The organism is Xenorhabdus ehlersii, assembly GCF_003610465.1.
Classification (GTDB): Bacteria; Pseudomonadota; Gammaproteobacteria; order Enterobacterales; family Enterobacteriaceae; genus Xenorhabdus; species Xenorhabdus ehlersii.
Genome location: NZ_RAQI01000006.1, coordinates 98,847 through 121,007 on the forward strand (window position 1 = coordinate 98,847; position 22,161 = coordinate 121,007).

Annotated in this window: 22 protein-coding genes and 1 pseudogene; 8 read left to right on the forward strand and 15 right to left on the reverse strand. The window is 41.6% G+C overall.

Annotation, left to right across the window (positions count from 1 at the left end):
* Nucleotides 1-144: 144 nt before the first annotated feature.
* From BDE27_RS16835 to BDE27_RS16875, 9 genes and pseudogenes are all read right to left on the reverse strand, one after another.
* The gene (locus tag BDE27_RS16835; protein ID WP_099132088.1) at nt 145-1,215 is read right to left on the reverse strand and encodes a M4 family metallopeptidase; all 1,071 of its coding nucleotides are present in this window, start codon (nt 1,213-1,215) and stop codon (nt 145-147) included.
* Nucleotides 1,216-1,463: 248 nt separating this feature from the next.
* Nucleotides 1,464-2,372 (reverse strand): oxygen-dependent coproporphyrinogen oxidase, encoded by a 909-nt coding sequence (gene hemF, locus BDE27_RS16840; RefSeq protein ID WP_099132087.1) that lies wholly within the window; start codon nt 2,370-2,372, stop codon nt 1,464-1,466.
* A 272-nt stretch (nt 2,373-2,644) separates the two neighbouring features.
* Nucleotides 2,645-3,079: pseudogene (locus BDE27_RS16845) on the reverse strand (phage portal protein); the annotation flags it as partial.
* A 2-nt stretch (nt 3,080-3,081) separates the two neighbouring features.
* Nucleotides 3,082-3,630 (reverse strand): HK97 family phage prohead protease, encoded by a 549-nt coding sequence (locus BDE27_RS16850; protein WP_099132086.1) that lies wholly within the window; start codon nt 3,628-3,630, stop codon nt 3,082-3,084.
* Nucleotides 3,631-3,674: 44 nt separating this feature from the next.
* Nucleotides 3,675-4,826, reverse strand: coding sequence for a phage major capsid protein (locus BDE27_RS16855; protein WP_099132085.1), 1,152 nt, complete (start codon nt 4,824-4,826; stop codon nt 3,675-3,677).
* 124 nt (nt 4,827-4,950) lie between these two features.
* Nucleotides 4,951-5,346, reverse strand: a complete 396-nt coding sequence (locus BDE27_RS16860; RefSeq protein ID WP_099132084.1) for a DUF1240 domain-containing protein — start codon at nt 5,344-5,346, stop codon at nt 4,951-4,953.
* On the reverse strand, nt 5,343-6,308 hold the full coding sequence (locus tag BDE27_RS16865; RefSeq protein ID WP_099132083.1) for a hypothetical protein: 966 nt from the start codon (nt 6,306-6,308) through the stop codon (nt 5,343-5,345). Before BDE27_RS16865 ends, BDE27_RS16860 begins: the two co-directional genes overlap by 4 nt.
* Nucleotides 6,309-6,833: 525 nt before the next feature.
* Nucleotides 6,834-9,248 (reverse strand): primase-like DNA-binding domain-containing protein, encoded by a 2,415-nt coding sequence (locus tag BDE27_RS16870; RefSeq protein ID WP_099132082.1) that lies wholly within the window; start codon nt 9,246-9,248, stop codon nt 6,834-6,836.
* Nucleotides 9,249-9,250: 2 nt separating this feature from the next.
* A complete protein-coding gene (locus BDE27_RS16875) occupies nt 9,251-9,658 on the reverse strand; it encodes a hypothetical protein (RefSeq protein ID WP_099132081.1) in 408 nt (135 codons plus the stop codon).
* A 311-nt stretch (nt 9,659-9,969) separates the two neighbouring features.
* On the opposite strand from BDE27_RS16875, the gene BDE27_RS19530 reads away from it, so the two are divergent.
* Nucleotides 9,970-10,155 (forward strand): YlcI/YnfO family protein, encoded by a 186-nt coding sequence (locus tag BDE27_RS19530; protein WP_038205529.1) that lies wholly within the window; start codon nt 9,970-9,972, stop codon nt 10,153-10,155.
* A 173-nt stretch (nt 10,156-10,328) separates the two neighbouring features.
* Here BDE27_RS19530 and BDE27_RS16885 read toward each other — a convergent pair whose 3' ends face one another.
* On the reverse strand, nt 10,329-10,607 hold the full coding sequence (locus tag BDE27_RS16885) for a helix-turn-helix transcriptional regulator (protein WP_208638606.1): 279 nt from the start codon (nt 10,605-10,607) through the stop codon (nt 10,329-10,331).
* Nucleotides 10,608-10,740: 133 nt separating this feature from the next.
* Nucleotides 10,741-11,958 (reverse strand): tyrosine-type recombinase/integrase, encoded by a 1,218-nt coding sequence (locus BDE27_RS16890; RefSeq protein WP_099132152.1) that lies wholly within the window; start codon nt 11,956-11,958, stop codon nt 10,741-10,743.
* A 320-nt stretch (nt 11,959-12,278) separates the two neighbouring features.
* Here BDE27_RS16890 and BDE27_RS16895 point away from each other — a divergent pair, with 320 nt between their 5' ends.
* On the forward strand, nt 12,279-12,701 hold the full coding sequence (locus BDE27_RS16895; RefSeq protein ID WP_074019750.1) for a GNAT family acetyltransferase: 423 nt from the start codon (nt 12,279-12,281) through the stop codon (nt 12,699-12,701).
* Nucleotides 12,702-12,795: 94 nt separating this feature from the next.
* On the opposite strand, the gene BDE27_RS16900 is transcribed toward BDE27_RS16895, so the two are convergent.
* Complete coding sequence (locus BDE27_RS16900) at nt 12,796-13,038, reverse strand: hypothetical protein (RefSeq protein WP_099132078.1); 243 nt, start codon at nt 13,036-13,038, stop codon at nt 12,796-12,798.
* A gap of 331 nt (nt 13,039-13,369) precedes the next feature.
* On the opposite strand from BDE27_RS16900, the gene BDE27_RS16905 reads away from it, so the two are divergent.
* The 6 genes from BDE27_RS16905 to cysM all read left to right on the forward strand — a co-directional run bounded on the left by BDE27_RS16905 (nt 13,370) and on the right by cysM (nt 19,028).
* Complete coding sequence (locus BDE27_RS16905; protein WP_244589804.1) at nt 13,370-13,945, forward strand: RpoE-regulated lipoprotein; 576 nt, start codon at nt 13,370-13,372, stop codon at nt 13,943-13,945.
* A 304-nt stretch (nt 13,946-14,249) separates the two neighbouring features.
* On the forward strand, nt 14,250-15,248 hold the full coding sequence (gene cysP, locus BDE27_RS16910; protein ID WP_244208833.1) for a thiosulfate ABC transporter substrate-binding protein CysP: 999 nt from the start codon (nt 14,250-14,252) through the stop codon (nt 15,246-15,248).
* Nucleotides 15,248-16,078, forward strand: a complete 831-nt coding sequence (cysT, locus tag BDE27_RS16915) for a sulfate/thiosulfate ABC transporter permease CysT (protein ID WP_099132075.1) — start codon at nt 15,248-15,250, stop codon at nt 16,076-16,078. Before cysP ends, cysT begins: the two co-directional genes overlap by 1 nt.
* Nucleotides 16,078-16,911, forward strand: a complete 834-nt coding sequence (cysW, locus tag BDE27_RS16920) for a sulfate/thiosulfate ABC transporter permease CysW (protein ID WP_099132074.1) — start codon at nt 16,078-16,080, stop codon at nt 16,909-16,911. The genes cysT and cysW overlap by 1 nt, the downstream gene beginning before the upstream one ends.
* A gap of 14 nt (nt 16,912-16,925) precedes the next feature.
* On the forward strand, nt 16,926-18,014 hold the full coding sequence (gene cysA / locus BDE27_RS16925) for a sulfate/thiosulfate ABC transporter ATP-binding protein CysA (RefSeq protein WP_099132073.1): 1,089 nt from the start codon (nt 16,926-16,928) through the stop codon (nt 18,012-18,014).
* Nucleotides 18,015-18,146: 132 nt separating this feature from the next.
* Nucleotides 18,147-19,028 (forward strand): cysteine synthase CysM, encoded by an 882-nt coding sequence (gene cysM / locus BDE27_RS16930; protein ID WP_099132072.1) that lies wholly within the window; start codon nt 18,147-18,149, stop codon nt 19,026-19,028.
* 148 nt (nt 19,029-19,176) lie between these two features.
* On the opposite strand, the gene crr is transcribed toward cysM, so the two are convergent.
* From crr to ptsH, 3 genes are all read right to left on the reverse strand, one after another.
* On the reverse strand, nt 19,177-19,686 hold the full coding sequence (gene crr / locus BDE27_RS16935; protein WP_047767273.1) for a PTS glucose transporter subunit IIA: 510 nt from the start codon (nt 19,684-19,686) through the stop codon (nt 19,177-19,179).
* Nucleotides 19,687-19,731: 45 nt separating this feature from the next.
* Complete coding sequence (ptsI, locus tag BDE27_RS16940) at nt 19,732-21,459, reverse strand: phosphoenolpyruvate-protein phosphotransferase PtsI (RefSeq protein ID WP_099132071.1); 1,728 nt, start codon at nt 21,457-21,459, stop codon at nt 19,732-19,734.
* 124 nt (nt 21,460-21,583) lie between these two features.
* Nucleotides 21,584-21,841 (reverse strand): phosphocarrier protein Hpr, encoded by a 258-nt coding sequence (gene ptsH / locus BDE27_RS16945; RefSeq protein WP_047767271.1) that lies wholly within the window; start codon nt 21,839-21,841, stop codon nt 21,584-21,586.
* Between the last annotated feature and the right edge of the window lie 320 nt (nt 21,842-22,161).

Consider the following 22,161-nt stretch of genomic DNA (forward strand, 5'->3'; position numbering starts at 1 on the left):
AATGGAAGGTGTTTTTGTTGGGATATAAAATATTAATTTATAAATATGATAAAGGGTTATCCTTAACCCTTTATCATTTATTTCAGGATTATCTTAACGTTACTGCTTAAAATATGAATTAGTATTTTATTAATGGTAATTTAATTATTCTTCGGAAAGTAGAACACCAACTTCTTTCCAACCATGACTAACAATATCTGACGTTTTCTTGTTGAATAATTTTTCAGCATTATCAATCGTCAGTTTGGCAAAATCTTCGAAATCTGCATCTGAAGATAGACGTTTATCCAGTAGCGTTTCATACCAAATTTTTCCTGCTTTTTCCCAGGCATAGCCTCCTAACTCCATCGCCATTAAATAAAATGCCCTGTTAGGAATGCCTGAGTGTATGTGAACGCCGCCATTATCAATGATGAAGGGGAAATCTTCATATTGATCCATATGACCAACTTGCTTATCTCCAGAAAATGCACTTCCGGGGTTAATAAAGGTGCGTAAGCTAACATCGGATTTATTTTCTGGGTTAAATTTTGGTCCCAGTAAACCTTGGCCTAATAGCCAATTGGATTCATCGACTTTTTGGTTATTAACATATTGTTTTACCATAATGCCAAATACGTCTGCGATGGATTCGTTAAGTGCGCCAGACTGATAGATATAATCCAGTCCAGCTTCGCTTTCGATAACACCATGGGTTAACTCATGAGCTATAATATCAATGGCAGAGGTAAAACGATTGAAGTATTTTCCATCACCATCACCAAATACCATTTGTTTTCTGGTCCAGAATGCATTCAGATAATTTTTTCCATAATGTACTGTAGCAACTAACTTGATTCCTTTGTTATCAAGAGAATTGCGACCGAAAACTTTTTTATAGAATTCATGAGTTTTACCAATATACTCATAAGCCTCATTAACTGAATCATCTGAACTCTCTGGCATACCTTCACTGCGAGATAACTCTTCCCCTGGAAATTCCTCTTTATTCTTAGCATCATAGATAGTGCGATGTAGTTTATCGTTCACCTCTTTTTTAGCTTCTTGTTTATCCTGTTGAGAAATAGTTTCTTCAGCAGGAGCATTCATCAATTGATAAACATGACCTAATGTCTTTAATACATATTGATTAGTATATGCATCACAGTCATCAGAGATATGTTCCAGAACAAATGGAGGAATTAAGCTGTATATGTTGGTTTGATTATTGCTCATAATAATACCCTGTTTTGTTGTTAGATGTTGTATTCGTTTTTTCGGGCCCGGAGTGAATACTAGCTGTAATTAATAGGAGAGTCATTAGTGTGAGTATTGACTTTTTATGGCAGGGTATTGCTAATGAAAAATAATAAATGTTTTTATCAGTATTATGATAAATAACCCATCTTTTTCAGATTAAATTTTTTATAAACAAGGAGTAAAACAGGAATAAAGAAATTGTCTTGTATTCCTGTTTTGAATTGTTATACCCAATCTTTTTTTATCAGAAATGAAGTATATAATTCAGATTCAGGAGAGTTTGCTTCTGGGGAGTAGCCATATTCCCAACGTACTAATGGGGGCATGGACATTAATATGGATTCAGTTCTTCCACCGCTTTGCAGGCCAAAAAGCGTTCCCCTGTCCCAAACAAGATTGAATTCAACATAGCGGCTTCGACGATATAATTGGAATTGTCTTTCATGCTCACCCCAGGTTAAATCTTTTCTTCTTTCTACAATAGGTAAATAGGCAGATAGGAATCCATGTCCGACAGCTTGCGTGAAATTAAAGCAGGTATCAAAATCAGGCGTATTCAGGTCGTCATAAAACAAGCCACCAATGCCACGTGGTTCATTACGGTGCTTAATAAAAAAGTAATCATCACACCATTTTTTATATTTAGGATAAATATCATCGCCAAACGGTTGACATAAATTTTTGGCAACGGTGTGCCAATGAATAGCATCTTCTTCGAAACCATAATAAGGCGTGAGATCAAAGCCACCGCCAAACCACCATACAGGAGGTTCACCTTTTTTTTCAGCAATAAAGAAACGTACATTTGCATGGCTGGTTGGGATATAGGGATTAAGTGGATGAATGACAAGAGAAACTCCCATTGCTTGGTAACTGCGACCTGCTAACTCAGGACGATGAGCCGTAGCAGAAGCGGGCATTGAATCTCCGGAAATATGTGAAAAATTCACGCCAGCTTTTTCGAAAACCTTACCTTCCGTCAACACACGGCTTCTTCCGCCACCACCATCTTCTCGTTGCCAGCAATCTTCCATGAAGATTGATTGACCATCAAGTTGTTCTAACTGCTTGCAGAGGTGATCCTGTAATGAGAGGAAAAAATTCTTAACTTGATATATATTAGGTATATTCATATTTATAATGTAACTAATTGATATTAAATAAATAAACCTCATTTTTTAATGAGATATCTTTTGTTTGTTTATATAATTGTTTATACATAGAACGCTGAACAAACCTATAAACAAAACATAAGATAAGAACAATGTGAGAGAAAAGAAAGAATAAGAGTGAATTTGTGATCAATAAAACGAGGCTAATGTGCTAACCGTTCTGATCTTGTGAAGAAGTTGCGGTTTATCTCGCTGAAAGTTTTTAGGAGGGACAACTACGAATGTTACTGCTAGTGAGAAGATAATCGTTGCGCGACAACGGCTGACGGCGGGTAAGGGTGCAAGGATTGTGGCTGTCCGTCTTTTCCCCAGACTATGACCGCATACGCATTACCATTCAGTAAGCAATGGCGCATCAGTGTTCGCTTAAACTGAAACGGGGTCTGGCAGTCGTTCGGGTATTCATTAAGCAGATAATCTACCGGGTGATCGCTCAACCATTCGCGGGATTCTTTCCCGTGCTGGTGCTGAACCCGATAGAGATAACAGGGCATGGTGGCAATGGCTTCACTAATCACCGTGACGGCATTCATCACGGCAGGTAAACCCTCGGCGGTTGAGGGGGAAACATGCTCGCCGGATTTGGTATTAGACATACCCGCCAGAGAAAGAAACTCATCAATACTGATACTACGAGTCTCAGCGGCTTTACGCTTAAAAGGCCACATAACTACACCTCAGACAGTTGCAGCCAGTAATGACACAAATCCACATCATGGGATTTGAGAGCATTCAAAGAGCGCTTGGCAATCTCAACACCGCTTTCAGGATAGGCGGGCAAACTGGTGATGGTGATTTCCCTCAGTTCCGCTTCTAATACCGTCCTGATATAAGGCTCCTGACCAATATCCCACTGATCTTTTAGCGCCCTGAATCCAAAGGACATACCGGAAATATCACCCCGTTCAACCAGAGTCAGCACATCACGCCCCAATTGCGTATCAGGCGGGGTTAGTTCGAAGCGTAATCCGGTGGCATCTTCGGTCAACTTCAACGTGCCAGATGTAGTACGGCCTAACAGGTTCATGTGATCATGCTCATACAATGCCCTGACATCTGCACTTGCTGTTAAGCTGGCACTAAATGCATTCGGGGCGAACTGTTCGACAAACTCATCCCACAGGATTTGGGATCGGCTGTTCCACTTAATCACATAACCGGTCAGTTTTTTATCACTGGCAGACAGGGAGGCAGTGCGGATTTCAAAATCATTATTCATCTTATGGACTCCAAGGCAGTCAAGGGGCTTTTCGCCCCTCTCGCTTATTTACTGGCTGCTTTCACTTCCAGCACCTTGATGGCGTTGGAGTCCACCAGACCGCCACCTAAGTACTTGTCGGTGTGTACCTTATAGAATCCCGGCTCGGTGATATTGTCGGGACGGGTACGAATACCTGTTTCATGGTCAACAATGAAATAACCGCGTTTGAAGTCACCCAGACCGATCACGCCATCGGGCATAAATTTGAGATAATGGACAGGTAAGCCTAGCAACATATCGGGATCACCCGCTTGTAAACGTTCGCGCCAGATGTAATCCCCATTACCGTTTTTCAGCTTCTGCACTTGGGCGGCGGTCGTGGAGTTCATTACCCACACCGCATTCTTACGGTACTTATTCCTGAGCAGAAATTTCAGGTCAATTAGGCTATCGGCTTCCAGTTTGGCAACTTCCAGCTTTTGCAGCGTACCAAATGCACGTACCTTGTCAGCTTGGGTGTCACGGGGATAAGACAGAAAGCCTTTGGCTTTTTTGCTGCCGTCACCGCTGACAAGATCCGTTTCTTCGGTATCAATGAAGGTATCGGCAATCTCGGCGGTCAGCCAGCCTAAGATATCCACATCGCTAAAGTCGATAATCTCTTGCGTGGTCTTGGGATAGGCGTAGACAGGGAACAACTTAATACTGACTTCTTCCATTTTCGGAGTGGTTGTCTCGCCGCGTGACTTACCTTCTTCGCCGTGTGCCACCGCCGCACCACCGACCGAAACAAGCTGTTTATATTCGTTGCTGCGAGTGGTTTTGAGCGTACAGATTTGGCGCATCACTGACTCATCAGCCAATTGCTGCATGATCTGCTTATTCAGTTCGGGGATAACGGTATAGCCACCTTCGGAGGGGACGCCTGTAGACAAGGTGCGGGTTTCTCCGGTCACAATATAGTGGCGGAGTTCGTCATTGCTGAGTTTTTCATTGGTAGGCTGGTTCTTGGCCTGATTGCGTTCTTCATCCGATAACGCCTCATAACGGGCAATTTCTGCATTCAGGGCATCGGACTGACTGCGCAGCTCGTCGAACTGTTTGGCTTCATCGGGATTGAGTGAGCGTTTTTCGTCTTCGGCTTTGGTGAGCAGCGAACGCATTTGCTGGGTTAAATCGGCTTTCTGTTGGCGTAATTCGAGTAGTTTTTTCATGGTGTTTTTGGAATAGTTATTTTCTTTAAAACACTATTTAACACCGTGAAAAATAATAAAAAAGCCTCTGTGATTTAGAGGCTAAACAAGGGGAAACATGAAGATAAAATATTTACAAAACATTTCATTTACAAAGTAATAAATTTTTTACGTAGGTTGTTGGTGACATCCACGATATTTTATCACATGTCAGATAACCATCATTTTTTAACTTATAGCTAACATAAAAAGAGACAGGTAAGCTGATGATGAATGATAAAATTGCCAACCAAACCATAAAGTTAACAATCACTTTATTAAATTTAGGTTGCCTATTAAAAATAAAGAAAAAAATAGAGCATAATAACGCGTAAAATAATAGAGGTGAAGTCATGACACCAATAACAACAGTGGCAGAAAATGTTATTTCATCTTTCATTAATATTAATGAAACAGCATCGCCAATAACGAAAATAACCGTAAATATTACTAACAATAATAATATTAGCACACCTAATGCTTGGAGGTATTTACTATTCACCTAAACCTTCCTAATTCATTAAAAAAATGCTGTAAATCCGCTTCCGGTGTTCTTGGTTTTCTTTTCATTTCTTCTTTCAAAAGTGCTATTAATTTTTCACTTATCCCATATTGCTTATCAAGAGTATCTAAAATATAAGCCGCTAGAACTCCAACAGCTAAAACTATCAGAGCAACGGCAATAATACTTCCACCTAAAAATGCAGTGGCAGTTAAAAGTGATCCTACAACCCAGGAGGAAGCAGCAATAATAGCAGTTTTAGCCATATCCATGGTTACATTTCCAAGAAAATCGGCTAGCATATATTCATCCTTAAAAATACTTTCTATTACTCGATATCCAATAGAAAAAATGATGGAGAATCTAATTCCTTGAACAACGCTTGCATTAAGACCCTGCTGCCCAATTCCCATTCCAAGCATTTGGGGATTTTGGGCACGATATCGTGTCCCCATGATACGATTCCGAAGACCTGCATGCCCTGATATGTGAATATACCTTTCCCCATTTTTTCCTACATGTTCTACCGCTTTAATGCTTAAGCTCTTAAATTCTCGAACAACATCATGGAATCCACGTGAATCATAGATGTTTCCTGCGTAGGTAGATATGGGATCAGTGACAGAAAATACACGCGCCATAGGATCTTTTTTCTTGTTTCCTGCGTCCACACCTCTTGCAAATGCTTCTTCATAACTTAGGTGTGTTTCGTTCATACCTCTTGCAAATGCTTCTCCATGATTTGGACTTTGTGGACGGCGGGGACTGATATCCTCAATAATGCTTTGAGCTTCTGATAATGTGAGAACAAAGTGATACTGGGTATTATCCCTCAATACTTTTTCTAGACCAATAGCATCAAAAAATTCATGTTGAGGCTTTAGCTGATTAATTCCCACATTCCCCCTTAAAACATCCCCCATATAGCCATCCCAAGTGGGATTATATTTCTTATGTGTCATTCCTCAATTCTCCGTAGCACTCAATATCAAATTAATAATTGATTGACTTGTGTCAAGATTTCCGATTTAGCATCAATTAAGCAGGATATAACAACAATGCTTACCCATTCCAGCATGGAAAAGATCCTCCTTTAAATTTGTGATGAATCTCTATTCTTAAGCAAAATCAGACAATTACTTAATTTTAATTTCAGTCATACCATAATAAAAAAATTATGCACTAAATTTATTATCCCAGACTCATCCGGCTTTTATTTGCCTGCCAGAGATACCCCCTATAAATCTTTTTTCTCCTCTCAGTTATGCACCCTCTGCACATTCCCCTGAAAGCCTTGCTACATCTGGGTTTTTGGCAATTAATATAATATTCATTAACTGTAACCCCTATTCACCCCTTTTTTATCCTAATGAAGAGAATGTATATTTGATGTATAGCTAAGAAATAACTATACCTCTATTATTTTCCTTTAAATACAGATAGATATTTAAAATGATGTAGGGGATGCAGACTAAAACATAAAAAGTTTATTGAGGGGATTTAAATCCTCCACACTCAGGCACAGACGGCAGCCACTCTTCGGCCTCCTCTGATAACTCAACGTTATAAGAGTAACCTTTCTTGGTTCGCACTTTCCGATACTCCTTTTTGTATTCCATCATAATTTTAGGCAGTGATTCGCCGAACTTGGTCAGTGTAAGCGGGCGTTCAAAGCCGTGTGCTTCCATAAAAGAGAGGTAAGCGTGATACAAATACAGCCTCGGTGCGCGTGGGCTGATATTCTTATTACCCATTTTCATCCCGACAGTATCGGCTACAGGTATTAGATAATCACAAAAACGATATAACGGATCTGAATTGCTTTTCACCGTTAACGCCTCGTTAGAATCGCGTTGTGCCTGTAGTAGCTTTTTAGCTTTGTTCTGGTCGGCAAATTCGTTTAATAAATGGCGAATAATAACGGGCAGTTCCCGACGGATTTTCTCCGGCAAGTGTGGATCTTTCTCTGACTCTTTGACCGGAATGTTAAACGGGAATATCACCCGCCGCCGTGCTATGCTGCCGTTGCGTTCGGTGAAGCTCATCGGTTCATTATTGGTGGCTAGTACCACGGCTTTAATCACAGTTGAGAACTGTTTCTCATATTTTCCGTCTACTTCAATCAGGTCGCCGCCTGTCACCGCCTTAATGCCTGCGCCCTCACCGACATATTTAACCTGATCGGGCAGCGTAATCAGGCTTTTCCCAACGAATTGATAGCGGCCTCTGGCTTCGTCCAGCGCTCGCATGTTGCCACTGGCGGTATTGTGCTCCCCTGCTAATAAGGTTGCAATATAGGTAAAGATGCTTTTACCGCTGCCACCTTCGCCCGTCACTTCAATAAATAGCTGCCAGTCATAGCGGTTTGCCAGAATCATAAACAAGGCCGCTTTGATGCGATTCATTTTGTTTTCATTGCTTCCTGCCGCATGAGATAACCAGCGGTAAAAATCTGGGGCATGATCCGGCAAATTTTCACCGACAGCAGGCGGGGTGAATGCAATGCCGTTATGGTTCATTAACCAGTGTTCCGACTGATGAGGAGTAAATTGTTGTGTCGATAATTCATACACTCCATTACGAAACCCGATTAAATCCTGCCGCTGCTCGCCGATAACAGGCACTTGTAATTTCATGGCATAGATAGCGTTATTGATCCCGTTCGGGCTGTAAGGAGTTTCGTGCTGGTCAAAGATTGCCACCATTGCGCGGCGCAGCTCATTATCCGACACGGTTTCCCATGTTGTACCGTTATAGTGGTAAACCATTTCACTATCAGGATTAACTGCCACTTTACTGTATCGCTCAACCAATAGCGCCCCGCGCTGACTGGCTGCCATTTGTGCCAGATTGTTATTGGCCTTTTTGGGCTTTGTTTCGTGGATAATCACCGCTTCTGCTTCCATGAGTTTTTGCTCCCCAACCTGATATAACCCGTTGCTGAATGCCTGCTTTGCCATCTTAATGCCGTAGCGCTGGCGATAATCGTCCCAATCAGATTTTAATTCCGTAGGCGGTAACGTTACCCAGCCGTTAATCGCTATAGAGGCTTTTTCTGCCGCTATCTTGCCGACATTCTTTTTTAACCTACCATTTTTGTCCCGCTCTTCCGGTTCGTGCCAATCGTTATCAGCAGCAAGGATGATTTTTGCGTTGGGCCACTGTGTTCTGAACTGTTCGGCAACCGTGAGTAAATTACTTTCATCAATGGCCGCCAGCACAACGCCTTTATGTAACTGCCTGACCGTTAAAGCGGTGGCGTAACCTTCGGTGATAATGAAAATGTCCGGCGTTCCGGTAATTTTGGATATGGGGATAAAACTGCCTTTCTTCTGCGTACCTGCAACAAGGCGTTTTTCACCGTTCGGCTTGATGGTTTGTGCGCCCGTGATTGTGCCATCCAGCGTTTGAGTCACCAGCAGCAACGAACCATCTTTTAATAACCGCTGATTGGGGCATTGCAGCCCCTTTTTCAGCAGATATTGAGATTCGCCCTTAACAGCGGTGGCAACCAGTGCCATGATGCGTTCAGCAATAGGTTTTGCTGCTCTAGATTGTTCTTTGGCGATCTTGGGTTCCGGCAAAGGCATTGCCAGCACATCCGCCACCAGCTTAGCCGCGGCAAAGACGGTGATCCCTTTGGTTCTTGCCACCAAATCCAACCCATCACCGTGATTCGGCTCATCGCACTGGCGACAATGCCAGTCGCCGTTATGGTTATCATCGATAAAGTGAAAACGGTCAGTTCCGCCGCATATCGGGCAAGCACCATGCTTTCCCTTGGCGGGAATATCAACGCCACAAGCGGGTAACAGGTTTTGCCAATAATTGGCGGCGGATTGCTTCACTGCACGAATAACATCTAACGGACGGCTTTTTTGAATATTATTTCCCTGACTCATGATCACTTGTCCTCGCCATTAACAGCCGCATAAAGCGAATAGTAAACTTCCTGATTGATATCACAGGCCAGTGAAAGCAAATCATGTAATTCTTCGGAACAGTGCTGGCTAGACTGTTCAAGAATGATCTCATATAAAGAGATGCATAAACCCGCCCGAAACGCGGCCTGATCTAATGGGTCGGATTTCCTATACACAACGCAATTTAATAATTTATTCACAAGAGGCTGTGGAGAATGTTTCAACAAAGCTCGGTGAACCTCCTGATGAATATCGCCCGCCAGTGCAATCAGATTATTTAAGTTGATTTCGCATTCATCTTTGGCTTTTTTGGTAATAAATGTGAAGAGTGAAACACCCAGACTTGCGCGATATAGCGCCTGTTTTAATGAGATAGGTTTATTACTCATGGTGTATCTCCTGACGTGATACGAAGATCAGTGAGGACATACCAGCCAGCCGCTGAGTGCCGGATGCAATTAGGAATGTAAATTTTAGGCGAGTTTGGTTAGACTGTATGTCAGCCATAGCATTAGCTCCGATAATGTTGTGGTTAGACGCCTCGATAGTGTTACCGCACTTCGGGGCGTCGCTGTTTTTGTTCCTTGAATGATTCAAGGTGTCAGCCACTATGTTATTTTTAAGTGTCAGCCACGTCAATCCTTTTTCATGAAAATTTTTTGTGTATACTGTCAGCCACCAACTACTAATGGATACAGATATGGCAACGAAAGCAATAAATGCAAAGTCAAAAAAATTAGAAGCACGTGTACCGCATGAACTTGTTGACTCAATGGAAAAACTTAAAGAAGAGGGTGAAAGTACCGCACAATTTATAATTTCGGCTATGACAGGTGAAATTAAACGCCGCCAGCGCAAATCCAAAGCATCATCTGAGCAAGAATAATCAATTAACCCTCTAAAAGAGGGTTGTCTCTCAAATTGATGGCTGCTTAATCTTAAAGAACCTCTATAGCTAGTACTTACCATTAATCCACTGATTCCCAAAAATTAAGCTGATTTTAGAGTGAGTTAGATCGCAACCAATTAAGGTTGTTAATTTTTCCATGATGTTATTCTTTAATTGGTACGTTTACGGCTATACGGGTTATTTACGTTTTCTACTGTGGGCGGATTACGTACCCAATGCAGCAAATCACTGAGCAACCAAGCACAGGAATTGCGACCTAATGGCTTACGGGCAGGGAAACGGCCTTCATTTTCCAGTTTCCATGCTGACGTTCTGGAAATAGAGGTGATGTGCTGGCGTTCTTTTTCACGGATAAGACGATCATAAGGTTCACCATATTCGGAAAGGATGGAGCGACGTTCTTCTGGTGTAGGAGTGCTGTATTGCATGATTATGTTACCCTCACTGTTTAATTGTTTTTGTGAGGGTATTTTACTTAATAGAAATTATTACGAAAGAAAGCCACATTTGTTACGTATATATCACAATGATCATGTTCATCATCAAACTCATTAGTTCCCATTATTGAGCTGTTTTTAATATAACCACGTTATCATGATTACCCGCTAATAGATCCAGTCGCTCGCACCACTGGTTTAAAGCAACTCGTTTCTCTGGTAGGTATTGGCTCTTGTTGTATATCGCCATGACGCTCGGCAAGATATGACCTAAAAGTTGATCTACGATATGTGGAGCTACTTTCATATCATTTAATTTTGTGGAAAAAGTGCGCCTTAAATCATGCAGAGACCATTTATCTACATGGCCTAATCTTCTCCATATCTTCGTTCCATACTCAGATACTGTTTCGGTGCTTTTAAGTTCTCCTAATAGATAATCATTTTTATTATTTTGATAAACAAGGTTTTCTAAGAATGATTTCATACGCTCAGGTATCGGGCGAATAATTCTTTCACCTGTCTTGCTATTTTCTTTTGGGACAGTCCATAACATAGAATTCAAATTCCATTCTGAACATTTAGATAATCTGATCTCTCTCGTCCGGCAACCAAATACAATCAAAATTTTCAATAACTTATTATAATAGGGCAGGTAGCTTCCTGATCTTATAGATTCCCATAATTGACCAAGTTCATTATCTTCTAAATAACGCTGGCCTTTAGTTTGTTTTTTTCCGACATCAGAAATAGTCAAATCATCCAATACATGGCTAATTGCATATCTTCTTACACGGCAAAATTTTAGAGATTGTTTGCATAATTGAAGCATCCCGCCAGCAGCCACAGGAGCTTCCTTTTTCATTTTATCAAAGCATTGTAGCCAATATGTTATTTCACAGTCAGATAATGCCATTTCACCAATATAGAGATAAATATGCTTTTCTAATTGGCGAATGAGGGCATCAATATTGGCTCGATTGTCTCTGCCATAGTGTTCGATCCAATACTCAATGGCGTCTTTTACGGTGACTGGTTTTAATGATTCCTGCATCGTTAAATTAAATTGCAGCTTTGGATCTTTACCGGATGCCAACCAGTTACGGCATTTATCCCGTGTTTCACGGGCTTGCTTGAGGGGCATATCAGGGTAGCGCCCAATGGTGAGACGGTTTAACTTTTTACCATCAAGTCGGTAGGTAAAGACCCAACTAATACCACCAACTTTAGATGCTTTTGCACTCAATCCAGCGCCATCGGCAAAAAATTCAATCTTATTCCTTTCTTTTCCGTGTAGGGTTTTAAGTTTTTTATCACTGAGCTTGTTTAATTCGGCAGCCATGATCATTAAAGATATTTATATAATTGTTTATACATAGTGTGCTGCAAGAGAGGTAAAACGTCAATAAGCACTGGAACAATATACAGGTAGATAAATAATTAATCATTTGATTTTAAAATAAAAACAATAATCATAGACAAACATCGAAACATTAAACTAATATATATTAGGTATATTCATTTCTGCTTTCATTTTGGTTAGTTTATAAAGATATGCAGTATACCTGCTAGTACCAATAAACGCATTTTCATATTGATTCCAAAATAAAAGCAGTGATAATTAACATTGATTCAACTGCTTATTAAATAGGCTTACTAACTATGGAAATTCGGGTATTTCGGCAAGACGACTTTGAAGCCGTTATCACACTTTGGGAACGTTGTGATTTGATTAACTCTGGTGATGATCCAGAAATAGATATTGAGCGTAAACTTACTCATGACGCTGATTTATTTCTGGTTGCTGAAGTTGCGGGAGAAGTGGTTGGTACAGTTATGGGCGGTTATGATGGACATCGTGGTCATGCCTATTATCTGGGAGTGCATCCTGAATTCAGAGGCAGGGGAATAGCCAATGCATTGATCTCCCGCTTGGAAAAGAAATTATTGGCCAGAGGTTGCCCCAGTATTTTGATTGTGGTTCCAGAAGAAAATGATGCAACAATCTGCATGTGTGAAAAAATGGAATATGATTATTTGGGCCAAGAAAATGTCATGTTTAGCAAGCGATTGATTATTGATTAAATGAATCGTTAGATAAATATACAAGCCATGAAATGGCTGAATGGAATCATACTATTTATATACCTCTCTATTTAGCCATTATCTTTTTGAATCATTACTTTTTTGATGAAGCATGAATAGAGTGTACCCATCTTCTCATATATTTGTTTTTTATAACAAGAAGATCTTTTGACATTACCGGCTTTTCATTGTCAATGTAAAGTATCACTTTAATATTCCCATTCTCATCCTTAGATAGAAAATAATGCTCAGGTATAGAGTATGTGGACTTTCCTTTTAATACAATCCAGTCAGAAGGCTGTTGATAATTAACATGATATTGATAAGGAGTATTCATTATTTCTCTCTTGGGTTATATCACCTAGCCAATGAGCCATAACAGGGAAATATGAAAATAATCATTGGCAGTCAGGTACGGATGAAGATTTAAAATACTATTTGACCATACAGTTTATCTTATAAATAGATGTGCAATACTTGATAAATAACATCTTTTAAACATGATTTTGATGTTTCTGTTGATGAATGGTTTGTATATTTACAATTGAATGTTTTTTTTAGAATGTGGTCTGATAGATATCAAATGACAACGCCATAGAGCCAAAGGTAAGAAAACAGCGATGGATAAATTTTTTGCATTTAATTTCTGTTCTAAACAGAAGAGAGTTATGGTAGCCAGCAGTTTAGTCGGATGCTCATTCTTATTGACGGCTTGTGCTGGAACTTTAAGAATGTCATGGCCTACTTTATCACCTTTTAATTGGTTTGGTAGTTCTTTAAGCGTTTCTGAGCAGGGTATAGGAAAAATCAATAAACAGACGGATATGTCCCAATCTGCGATCGAAAAAGGATTGGCGGGAAAATATCGTCTGCGTAGTGGTATGGAGATGCAAGATGGCAAGTTAGTGAGTGTTATTCAGGGCATGGAAGAAGGTCAGGTAAAACTGGAATTTCATGGTCTGGTCAATGGTAAAGTTAATCGTATTGACGTGCTGGATGATGAGGTTAAAACAGTTTGGGGAACGAAAATAGGCACACCTTTCTCCGATCTCTATAAGCAGGCATTTGGAAAATGTCAGCGCTCCCATGATTTCACTGTGCCACCTACAGTCATTTGCACTGCTCCACAAAGTCAGCATATCAGTTATGTTTTTACCGGAGCTTGGGAAGGCCCTGAAGGGTTAATGCCTTCTGATGATGTTTTGAAGAGCTGGAAAGTTTCGCGTATTATTTGGAAATCCTGATAAACGCCTACAACTAGCTTTATATCAAGTAAAAAATCTTTTAATCCATTTGTATGATGAGGGCAGAGTGCCAGAGTTCAAACCGTTTCAGTTACTTGAAAAGCGGCTGGCACCTGTAACCTGATATTTTCTACATCTTATCGCTTTTCATCATTTCTCATAAAAATTCGGTATATAAAACAGGAGTCAGTAAACTACCCTGTTATAAAGATTCTGGATACAGTAGAGAAAGTGTTGTCAAATGGTGTGATGAGTAAGGTGTTAGATGAAAATAGTGGCAATAAAAAATAAATTATTAAGCGGAATGACTAGCCTGTTGTTTTGTGCCTGTCTCAACGTTTATAGCTCTAACGCCTTGGCTGTTGAGTTGCTGAATAGTTCTTATGATATTGGACGAGAATTATTCTTGAGCTTGAATTCGGAATTTGAAAAACAATGGAATGAACAGAACCCGCAGGATAAACTAGCTATAAAGCAGTCCCATGCAGGTTCATCTAAACAAGCATTGGCCATTTTGCATGGATTGCGGGCAGATGTCGTCACTTATAACCAAGTCACAGATATTCAGATCTTGCACGATCGCGGCAATCTCATTCCCGCTAATTGGCAGCAGCGTTTGCCGAATAACAGTTCTCCATATTATTCCACCATGGCATTTTTGGTGCGCAAAGGTAATCCCAAGCATATCCAAACTTGGGAAGATTTAGTGCGAAATGACGTCAAGTTAATTTTCCCAAACCCAAAAACGTCAGGTAATGGACGCTATACCTATTTGGCCGCATGGGGCGCTTTTCAGCAAAAAAATCCGCATGATCCCGCTAAGGTTCGCCAACTGATGCAGCATTTTTTACAGAATGTAGCGGTGTTTGATACCGGAGGTCGTGGGGCAACAACTTCCTTTATTGAGCGGGGAATAGGGGATGTGTTGATTAGCTTCGAATCTGAGGTCAATAACATTCGTAAACAGTATGGGGAAGATAATTACCAAGTCATTGTACCTCCAGTGAATATTTTGGCTGAATTCCCTGTAACCTGGGTGGATAAGAGTGTTCAGAAAAACGGTACGGAAGCAGTTGCTAAAGCGTATTTAGATTATCTGTATAGTCCGGCAGCCCAGCAAATCATAGCCCGCTTCAATTATCGTGTAATCGATCAAAATGTTATGAAAGCACAGCACTCCCGTTTTCCTGTAACCAAACTGTTTCTCCTCGAAGAACAATTCGGTAGCTGGCCTCAAGTAATGAAAACTCACTTCAATACTGGCGGTATGCTTGATCAGTTATTGAAAGAAGGGCACAAATAATGTGGGTATTTAGCAAACGAGTCTTGCCCGGATTTGGGCTGAGTTTAGGCTGTAGCCTGTTTTATGTCTGCCTTATCCTGCTATTGCCTTTAAGTGCTCTGGTAGTACAGCTTTCCAGTATGACATGGGTGCAATATTGGCAAGTCATCATCAACCCACAGGTTGTTGCCGCTTATAAGGTGACATTGTTGGCCGCAGCGGTTGCCAGTTTGTTCAATATGTTTTTTGGCATGTTGATGGCTTGGATATTAACGCGCTATCAATTTCCTGGACGTAGTTTATTAGATGGTTTGATGGATTTGCCATTTGCTTTACCGACGGCGGTTGCTGGTTTAACGCTAGCGACACTCTTTTCTGCAACTGGGTGGTATGGGGCCTGGCTTGGTCATTTTGATATCAAAGTCGCCAATACCTGGCTGGGGATTGCGGTCGCAATGGCATTCACTAGCCTGCCGTTTGTGGTGCGCACTGTTCAGCCTGTGCTTGAAGAACTAGGCCCTGAATATGAGGAAGCGGCACAGACATTGGGAGCAAGCCGTTGGCAAACTTTTCGGCGGGTGATATTACCAGAGGTTTCACCTGCATTGATTGCCGGAACTGTGCTCTCTTTTACTCGTAGTCTGGGAGAATTTGGTGCCGTGATTTTCATTGCCGGCAATATTGCCTGGCAAACCGAAGTTGCCTCACTGATGATCTTTGTCCGCCTGCAAGAATTTGACTATCCGGCTGCTAGTGCGATCGCTTCCGTTATCCTCGCAGCGTCGTTATTACTGCTGTTTAGCGTCAATATATTGCAAAGCCGCTTTGGTAAACGGATAGGGGGACATTAATGACTGAATTTTCCACATACACAGTGGCACAACGTCCCGCTATAAATTGGGGGAAATGGTTACTGATCGGCACTGGTGTATTTTTTTCGCTTCTGTTGTTGGTCATACCGATAGCATGGATTTTCTTGACTGCCTTTTCTAAAGGAATCGACATGGTTGCCCAGAACCTTTTCGATTCCGATATGCTGCACGCTATCTGGCTAACCGTGATGATTGCGCTTATTACCGTTCCCCTTAATGTAGTTTTTGGTGTGATGACGGCATGGTTAGTGACACGTTTCCAATTCCCAGGCAGACAATTATTGCTGACATTAATTGATATTCCGTTTGCGATTTCGCCGGTTGTAGCAGGATTACTTTATCTGTTGTTTTATGGTGCGAATGGCTGGTTGGGGAGTTATGACATCCAATTGATGTTCTCATGGCCGGGTATGGTATTGGTGACAGTGTTTGTGACATGTCCGTTTGTGGTCCGTGAATTGGTGCCGGTGATGTTGAGTCAAGGTAATCAGGAAGATGAAGCCGCCCTATTATTGGGTGCCTCCGGCTGGAAGATGTTCTGGCGTGTGACATTGCCAAATATTCGTTGGGCATTGTTATATGGCGTTGTTTTGACCAATGCGCGGGCGATTGGGGAATTTGGTGCTGTGTCTGTAGTATCGGGGGCCATTCGTGGTGAAACCTATACGCTACCTTTGCAGGTTGAGCTGTTGTATCAAGATTACAACACGGTTGGCGCATTTACGGCTGCGGCCTTATTGGCGGTGATGGCGATTATTACTCTGATTGTCAAAAGTGCATTGCAATGGCGTTTAAGCCGCCAGCAAGGGTAGGTTAGGAGCGGAATATGAGTATTGAAATCAGTAAAATCAGTAAATCTTTTGGTCGATCTCAGATACTGAATGAAATTTCACTGGATATTGAATCTGGTGAGATGGTAGCCCTGCTTGGCCCATCGGGTTCTGGCAAGACGACACTGTTGCGGATCATCGCAGGGCTTGAGCAGCAGAATGCGGGCCAATTGAAATTCCACGGCCAAGATGTCAGCCGGCTACATGCAAAAGATCGGCGTGTTGGGTTTGTATTCCAGCACTATGCCTTATTTCGCCATATGACGGTATTTGATAACGTGGCTTTTGGCCTGACGGTTCTTCCTCGTCGTCAGCGTCCCCATGCTGAGGCATTGCGTAGTAAAGTTATGGCTTTGCTGGATATGGTGCAACTTGCCCATTTGGCAGAACGTTATCCATCGCAGCTTTCTGGTGGGCAAAAACAGCGTGTGGCATTAGCAAGGGCATTGGCGGTTGAACCACAGATCCTCTTGTTGGATGAACCTTTTGGTGCATTAGATGCTCAGGTTCGTATGGAATTGCGTCGTTGGTTGCGGCAGTTACATGAAGAATTGAAGTTTACCAGCGTATTCGTTACCCATGATCAGGAAGAGGCAATGGAAGTGGCTGACAGGGTGGTACTTATGAATCAAGGGTGCATTGAACAGGTTGGTACTCCTCAGCAAGTATGGCATGAACCGGAAAGCCGATTTGTCCTTGAATTCATGGGGGAAATAAACAAACTGAATGGTGAAATTAAAGGTTCCCAACTCTGGATTGGCGGGAAAATTTTTCCATTGAATATCACACCGCTACATCAAGGAAATGTTGATGTATTTTTTCGGCCTTGGGATATGACGCTTAGTGCTAAGCAAACACTTGCTTGTCCTTTGCCAGTGCAGGTTGTGGAAGTGAGTCCGCGCGGTCATTTTTTCCTCCTATCTGTTCAACCGCTAGGATGGGGAGATGAATACCTGTCAGTGATTTGGCGGGATGATTCATCCATACCGGTTAGGGGAAATGACTATTTTATTGGCGGCACAGGTGCTCGCTTGTATGCCGGGGATTTGCCATTAAAAGTGTTGCGATTTGCTGAATCTGCTTGATTTAATTCATCTTTATATTGAATCCCTATTTCCCGCAATGCAAGGAAGTAGGGATTTTTTGCTTAATGTCTTGCTACAGTTTCCTTAATATGATTATTTGTTTATCCATTCTCATACGAACTAGGTAATGCTGTGGCAAGCTTGGAAGAATTTATAGGTAATACACCACTGGTAAAATTAGAACGAATTACAGAATGTGTTGATGCTGAGATTTGGGTAAAGTTGGAAGGCAATAACCCGGCGGGTTCCGTAAAAGACAGAGCAGCGCTTTCGATGATCCTGCAAGCGGAATTGCGTGGGGAAATCGCTCCGGGTGATGTTTTGATTGAAGCAACGAGTGGTAATACCGGTATTGCACTGGCGATGATCGCGGCGGTAAAAGGATATCGCCTAAAATTATTGATGCCTGAAAATATGAGCCTTGAGAGACAGGCATCAATGCGGGCTTACGGTGCTGAATTAATTTTAGTCAGTAAAGAATTGGGAATGGAAGGTGCGCGGGATTTGGCGCAAGAAATGGAGAAGAATGGGGAAGGAAAAGTTCTGGACCAATTTAATAATACGGATAATTCACTGGCTCATTTTAATACTACTGGCCCAGAAATTTGGCAGCAAACACAGGGACGGATCACGCACTTTGTTTCCAGTATGGGAACGACAGGCACAATTACGGGGGTGAGCCGCTATCTGAAATCTCAGTCAGACAGAGTGAAAGTTACCGGATTACAACCTGCGGAAGATAGTCATATTCCTGGTATTCGTCGTTGGACTCCAGCTTATATGCCCGGCATTTATCAGAAAGAGCTGGTGGATCAGATTCTGAATATCACCCAAACGGAAGCGGAAAATACCATGCGTTTGTTGGCCCAAAAGGAAGGTATTTTCTGTGGCGTAAGCTCTGGTGGCGCAGTTTCTGGCGCGTTACGCATCGCAGCCGAAAACCCTGGGGCAGTCATTGTAGCGATTATTTGTGATCGTGGTGACAGGTACTTGTCTACAGGGGTATTTAATTAACCTTTTATCATCCGTAAAAAAATCGTCCTGTTTTATCAGACACTTTACTGACTAGCCTGATAAAGCAGTGACGATTTACGAACAGTTCATCAATTAAAATGAATCGGTTAACAGAAAAAGAGGCAAATATCCTTCAATGATTCTTCTGTTACTTTTTGATTCGCATGATGACTGACTCACCTACGACTACGGAGCCATTTACTTTCGTTAACTCTTTAATTTCATCCATGTTAGAAATAACAACAGGAGTTAAGGTTGATTTAGCTCTTTCTTCCAGAAATGCCAGATCAAACTCTAAAACCAAATCACCTTTTTGTACCCGTTGACCTTCTTCGGCAATGCGTTTAAAACCCTCACCTTTCAGTTCAACGGTATCAATGCCAAAATGGACGAATAGCTCAATGCCACTATCAGATTCGATAGAAAAAGCATGATTAGTTTCGAAGATCTTGCCAATGGTGCCATCAACAGGAGCGACAATTTTGTTGCCGGTTGGTTTAATCGCGATACCATCACCAACGATTTTTTCGGCAAAAACAACATCTGGAACATCTTCGATGTTGACTATCTCACCTGACAATGGCGCGATAATTTCAATACTGCCACTATTTTTTTTATCGTCTGAAACCAGAGATTTTAATTTATCAAGCAGACCCATGAATCTTCTCCTAATTGTTTAATGGGACCGTATTCTGGCTAATTTTTAGCAGAGTGTTTTTTCTCTGGTAAAAGTGTCAACCAAATCCATCAATTCCTTTGCTGTTGGCTGAGTCAAGGCCTGCTCTGCCAGTGCTTTTGCATCATCATAATTAGTATTACGGATGATCTTTTTAATGCGTGGAATTGATATTGCACTCATGCTGAACTCATCCAACCCCATGCCCAAGAGCAACAGCGTGGCGCGCTCATCACCGGCAAGCTCTCCACACATGCCTGTCCATTTACCTTCTGCGTGTGAGGCATCAATAACCTGCTTGATTAAGCTCAACACTGCTGGTGACATTGGGTTGTAGAGATGAGAAATCAGCTCATTACCACGGTCTACCGCAAGAGTATACTGAGTTAGATCGTTTGTCCCAATACTAAAAAAGTCAACTTCTTTTGCAAGATGATGAGCAATGGTTGCAGCAGCAGGCGTTTCCACCATGATGCCAACTTCAATCGATTCATCAAATGCTTTGTTTTCATTGCGTAATTGCTCTTTGAGTAACGCAAGCTCAGCTTTCAATTCCCGAATTTCTTCAACTGAAATAATCATTGGGAACATAATGCGCAGTTTACCAAATGCAGAAGCTCTCAGGATAGCACGTAATTGAGAATGTAAGATCTCTTTACGGTCAAGGCAAATACGGATCGCGCGCCAGCCAAGGAATGGGTTCTCTTCTTTTGGCAGATTCATGTAAGGTAAGTCTTTATCGCCACCAATGTCCATCGTACGAATAATGACGGCTTGATTACCAACAGCCTCTGCAACTGCTTTATAGGCTTCAAATTGTTCGTCTTCGGTTGGCAGAGAATCACGATCCATAAACAGGAATTCAGTACGGTATAAACCAATACCTTCGGCACCATTGCGTTCAGCGCCAGCGATGTCACGTACCGTACCGATATTGGCGCAAACTTCAACTTGATGACCATCCAATGTGATGGCCGGTAAGTCTTTCAGCTTCGCCAGTTCGGTTTTTTCTGTCAGATACTCACTTTTCGCTGTTTTCAGTTTCTCGATTTCGGTATCAGATGGGTTCACATAAATGTGATTATTGACGGCATCCAGAATCAGGTAACTGCCATTTTGGATTTGTTTGGTCGCATTGGTTGTACCAACAATCGCTGGTAATTCCAGAGAGCGAGCCATAATGGAAGTGTGAGAAGTCCGGCCACCAAGATCAGTAATGAAACCTAATACCTTGTCCAGATTGAGTTGTGCGGTTTCTGATGGGGTCAGGTCATTGGCAACCAGGATGACTTCTTCTTCAATGGAACCTAAGTCGATAATTGGCATATCCAGAATATTTTTCAGTAAGCGCTTACCAATATCACGGACATCGGCGGCTCGCTCTTTCAAATATTCATCATCCAGTTCTTCCAGCGCATTGGCCTGATCTTCAATAACGGAATGAACGGCTGCATCTGCTGTTAACAGATTTTTTTTAATAAGAGTAATAATTTCCTGCTCTAGCTCTTCATCTTCCAGCAACATAATATGGCCTTCGAAGATTTCGGCCTTTTCTGCACCCAGATTTTTTTCGGCTGTTTCTCTAATAATCTCTAATTGTGCGGAAGATTTGTCACGGCCTTGCTTAAAGCGGGAAATTTCTTGTTCGACTTGTTCAGGAATAATTTTTTTATGATTGATAATGATGGGATCTTCTTTCAGTAATAACGCTTTACCGAAAGCAATTCCTGGTGATACTAAGATGCCTGAAATCATATTATATGACCTTACTGCGGGTGATTACCTTTCATTAAGACTTAGGAGATGCCCTAAATATCCCCAGATTTTATTGGCCTGGGGATAAGCTGAATGAAATAGATTGGCTTGATTGAACGGACGATTATTCCAATTCACCCATTAATTTAACTAAATGTTCAACAGCCTGTTGCTCATCTTCGCCTTCAGCAGAAATCGTTACGACTGTACCTTGAGTCAATCCCAGCGTTTGTAATTTGAACAGGCTTTTTGCGCTGGCAGACTTGCCCCCAGAAGTTAGAGTAATGTCAGAAGCAAAGCCTTTTGCTTCTTTGACAAATTGTGCCGCAGGGCGAGTGTGGAGACCGTTTGGTGCAGTAATAGTAACTTCTTGCTGGAACATAGTATTTCCTCAATAACTTAAATATTCGTTGATAAGCTAAGAGAATTCCATTGGATATAGCTGAATTCCCTGCGGCTTATACAACCGTTAAAATGATAATGAAGTAAAGCGTATTCCCTTCGCTTTTCAAGTTATTGCGTTGCTAATTTTAACTTGAAATTTAGTGGGATTATAATAATCATTATCAAAAAATTAACATACTTGATGCACTCAATTGTTGATTTGGTGTTAATACTCGCTATCCGAAGAAGGCTTTCAATTGAACACCCTTATTTGCCATCTGGTTGGTGATTAATTTCGTGCATCGAAATAATTACTGG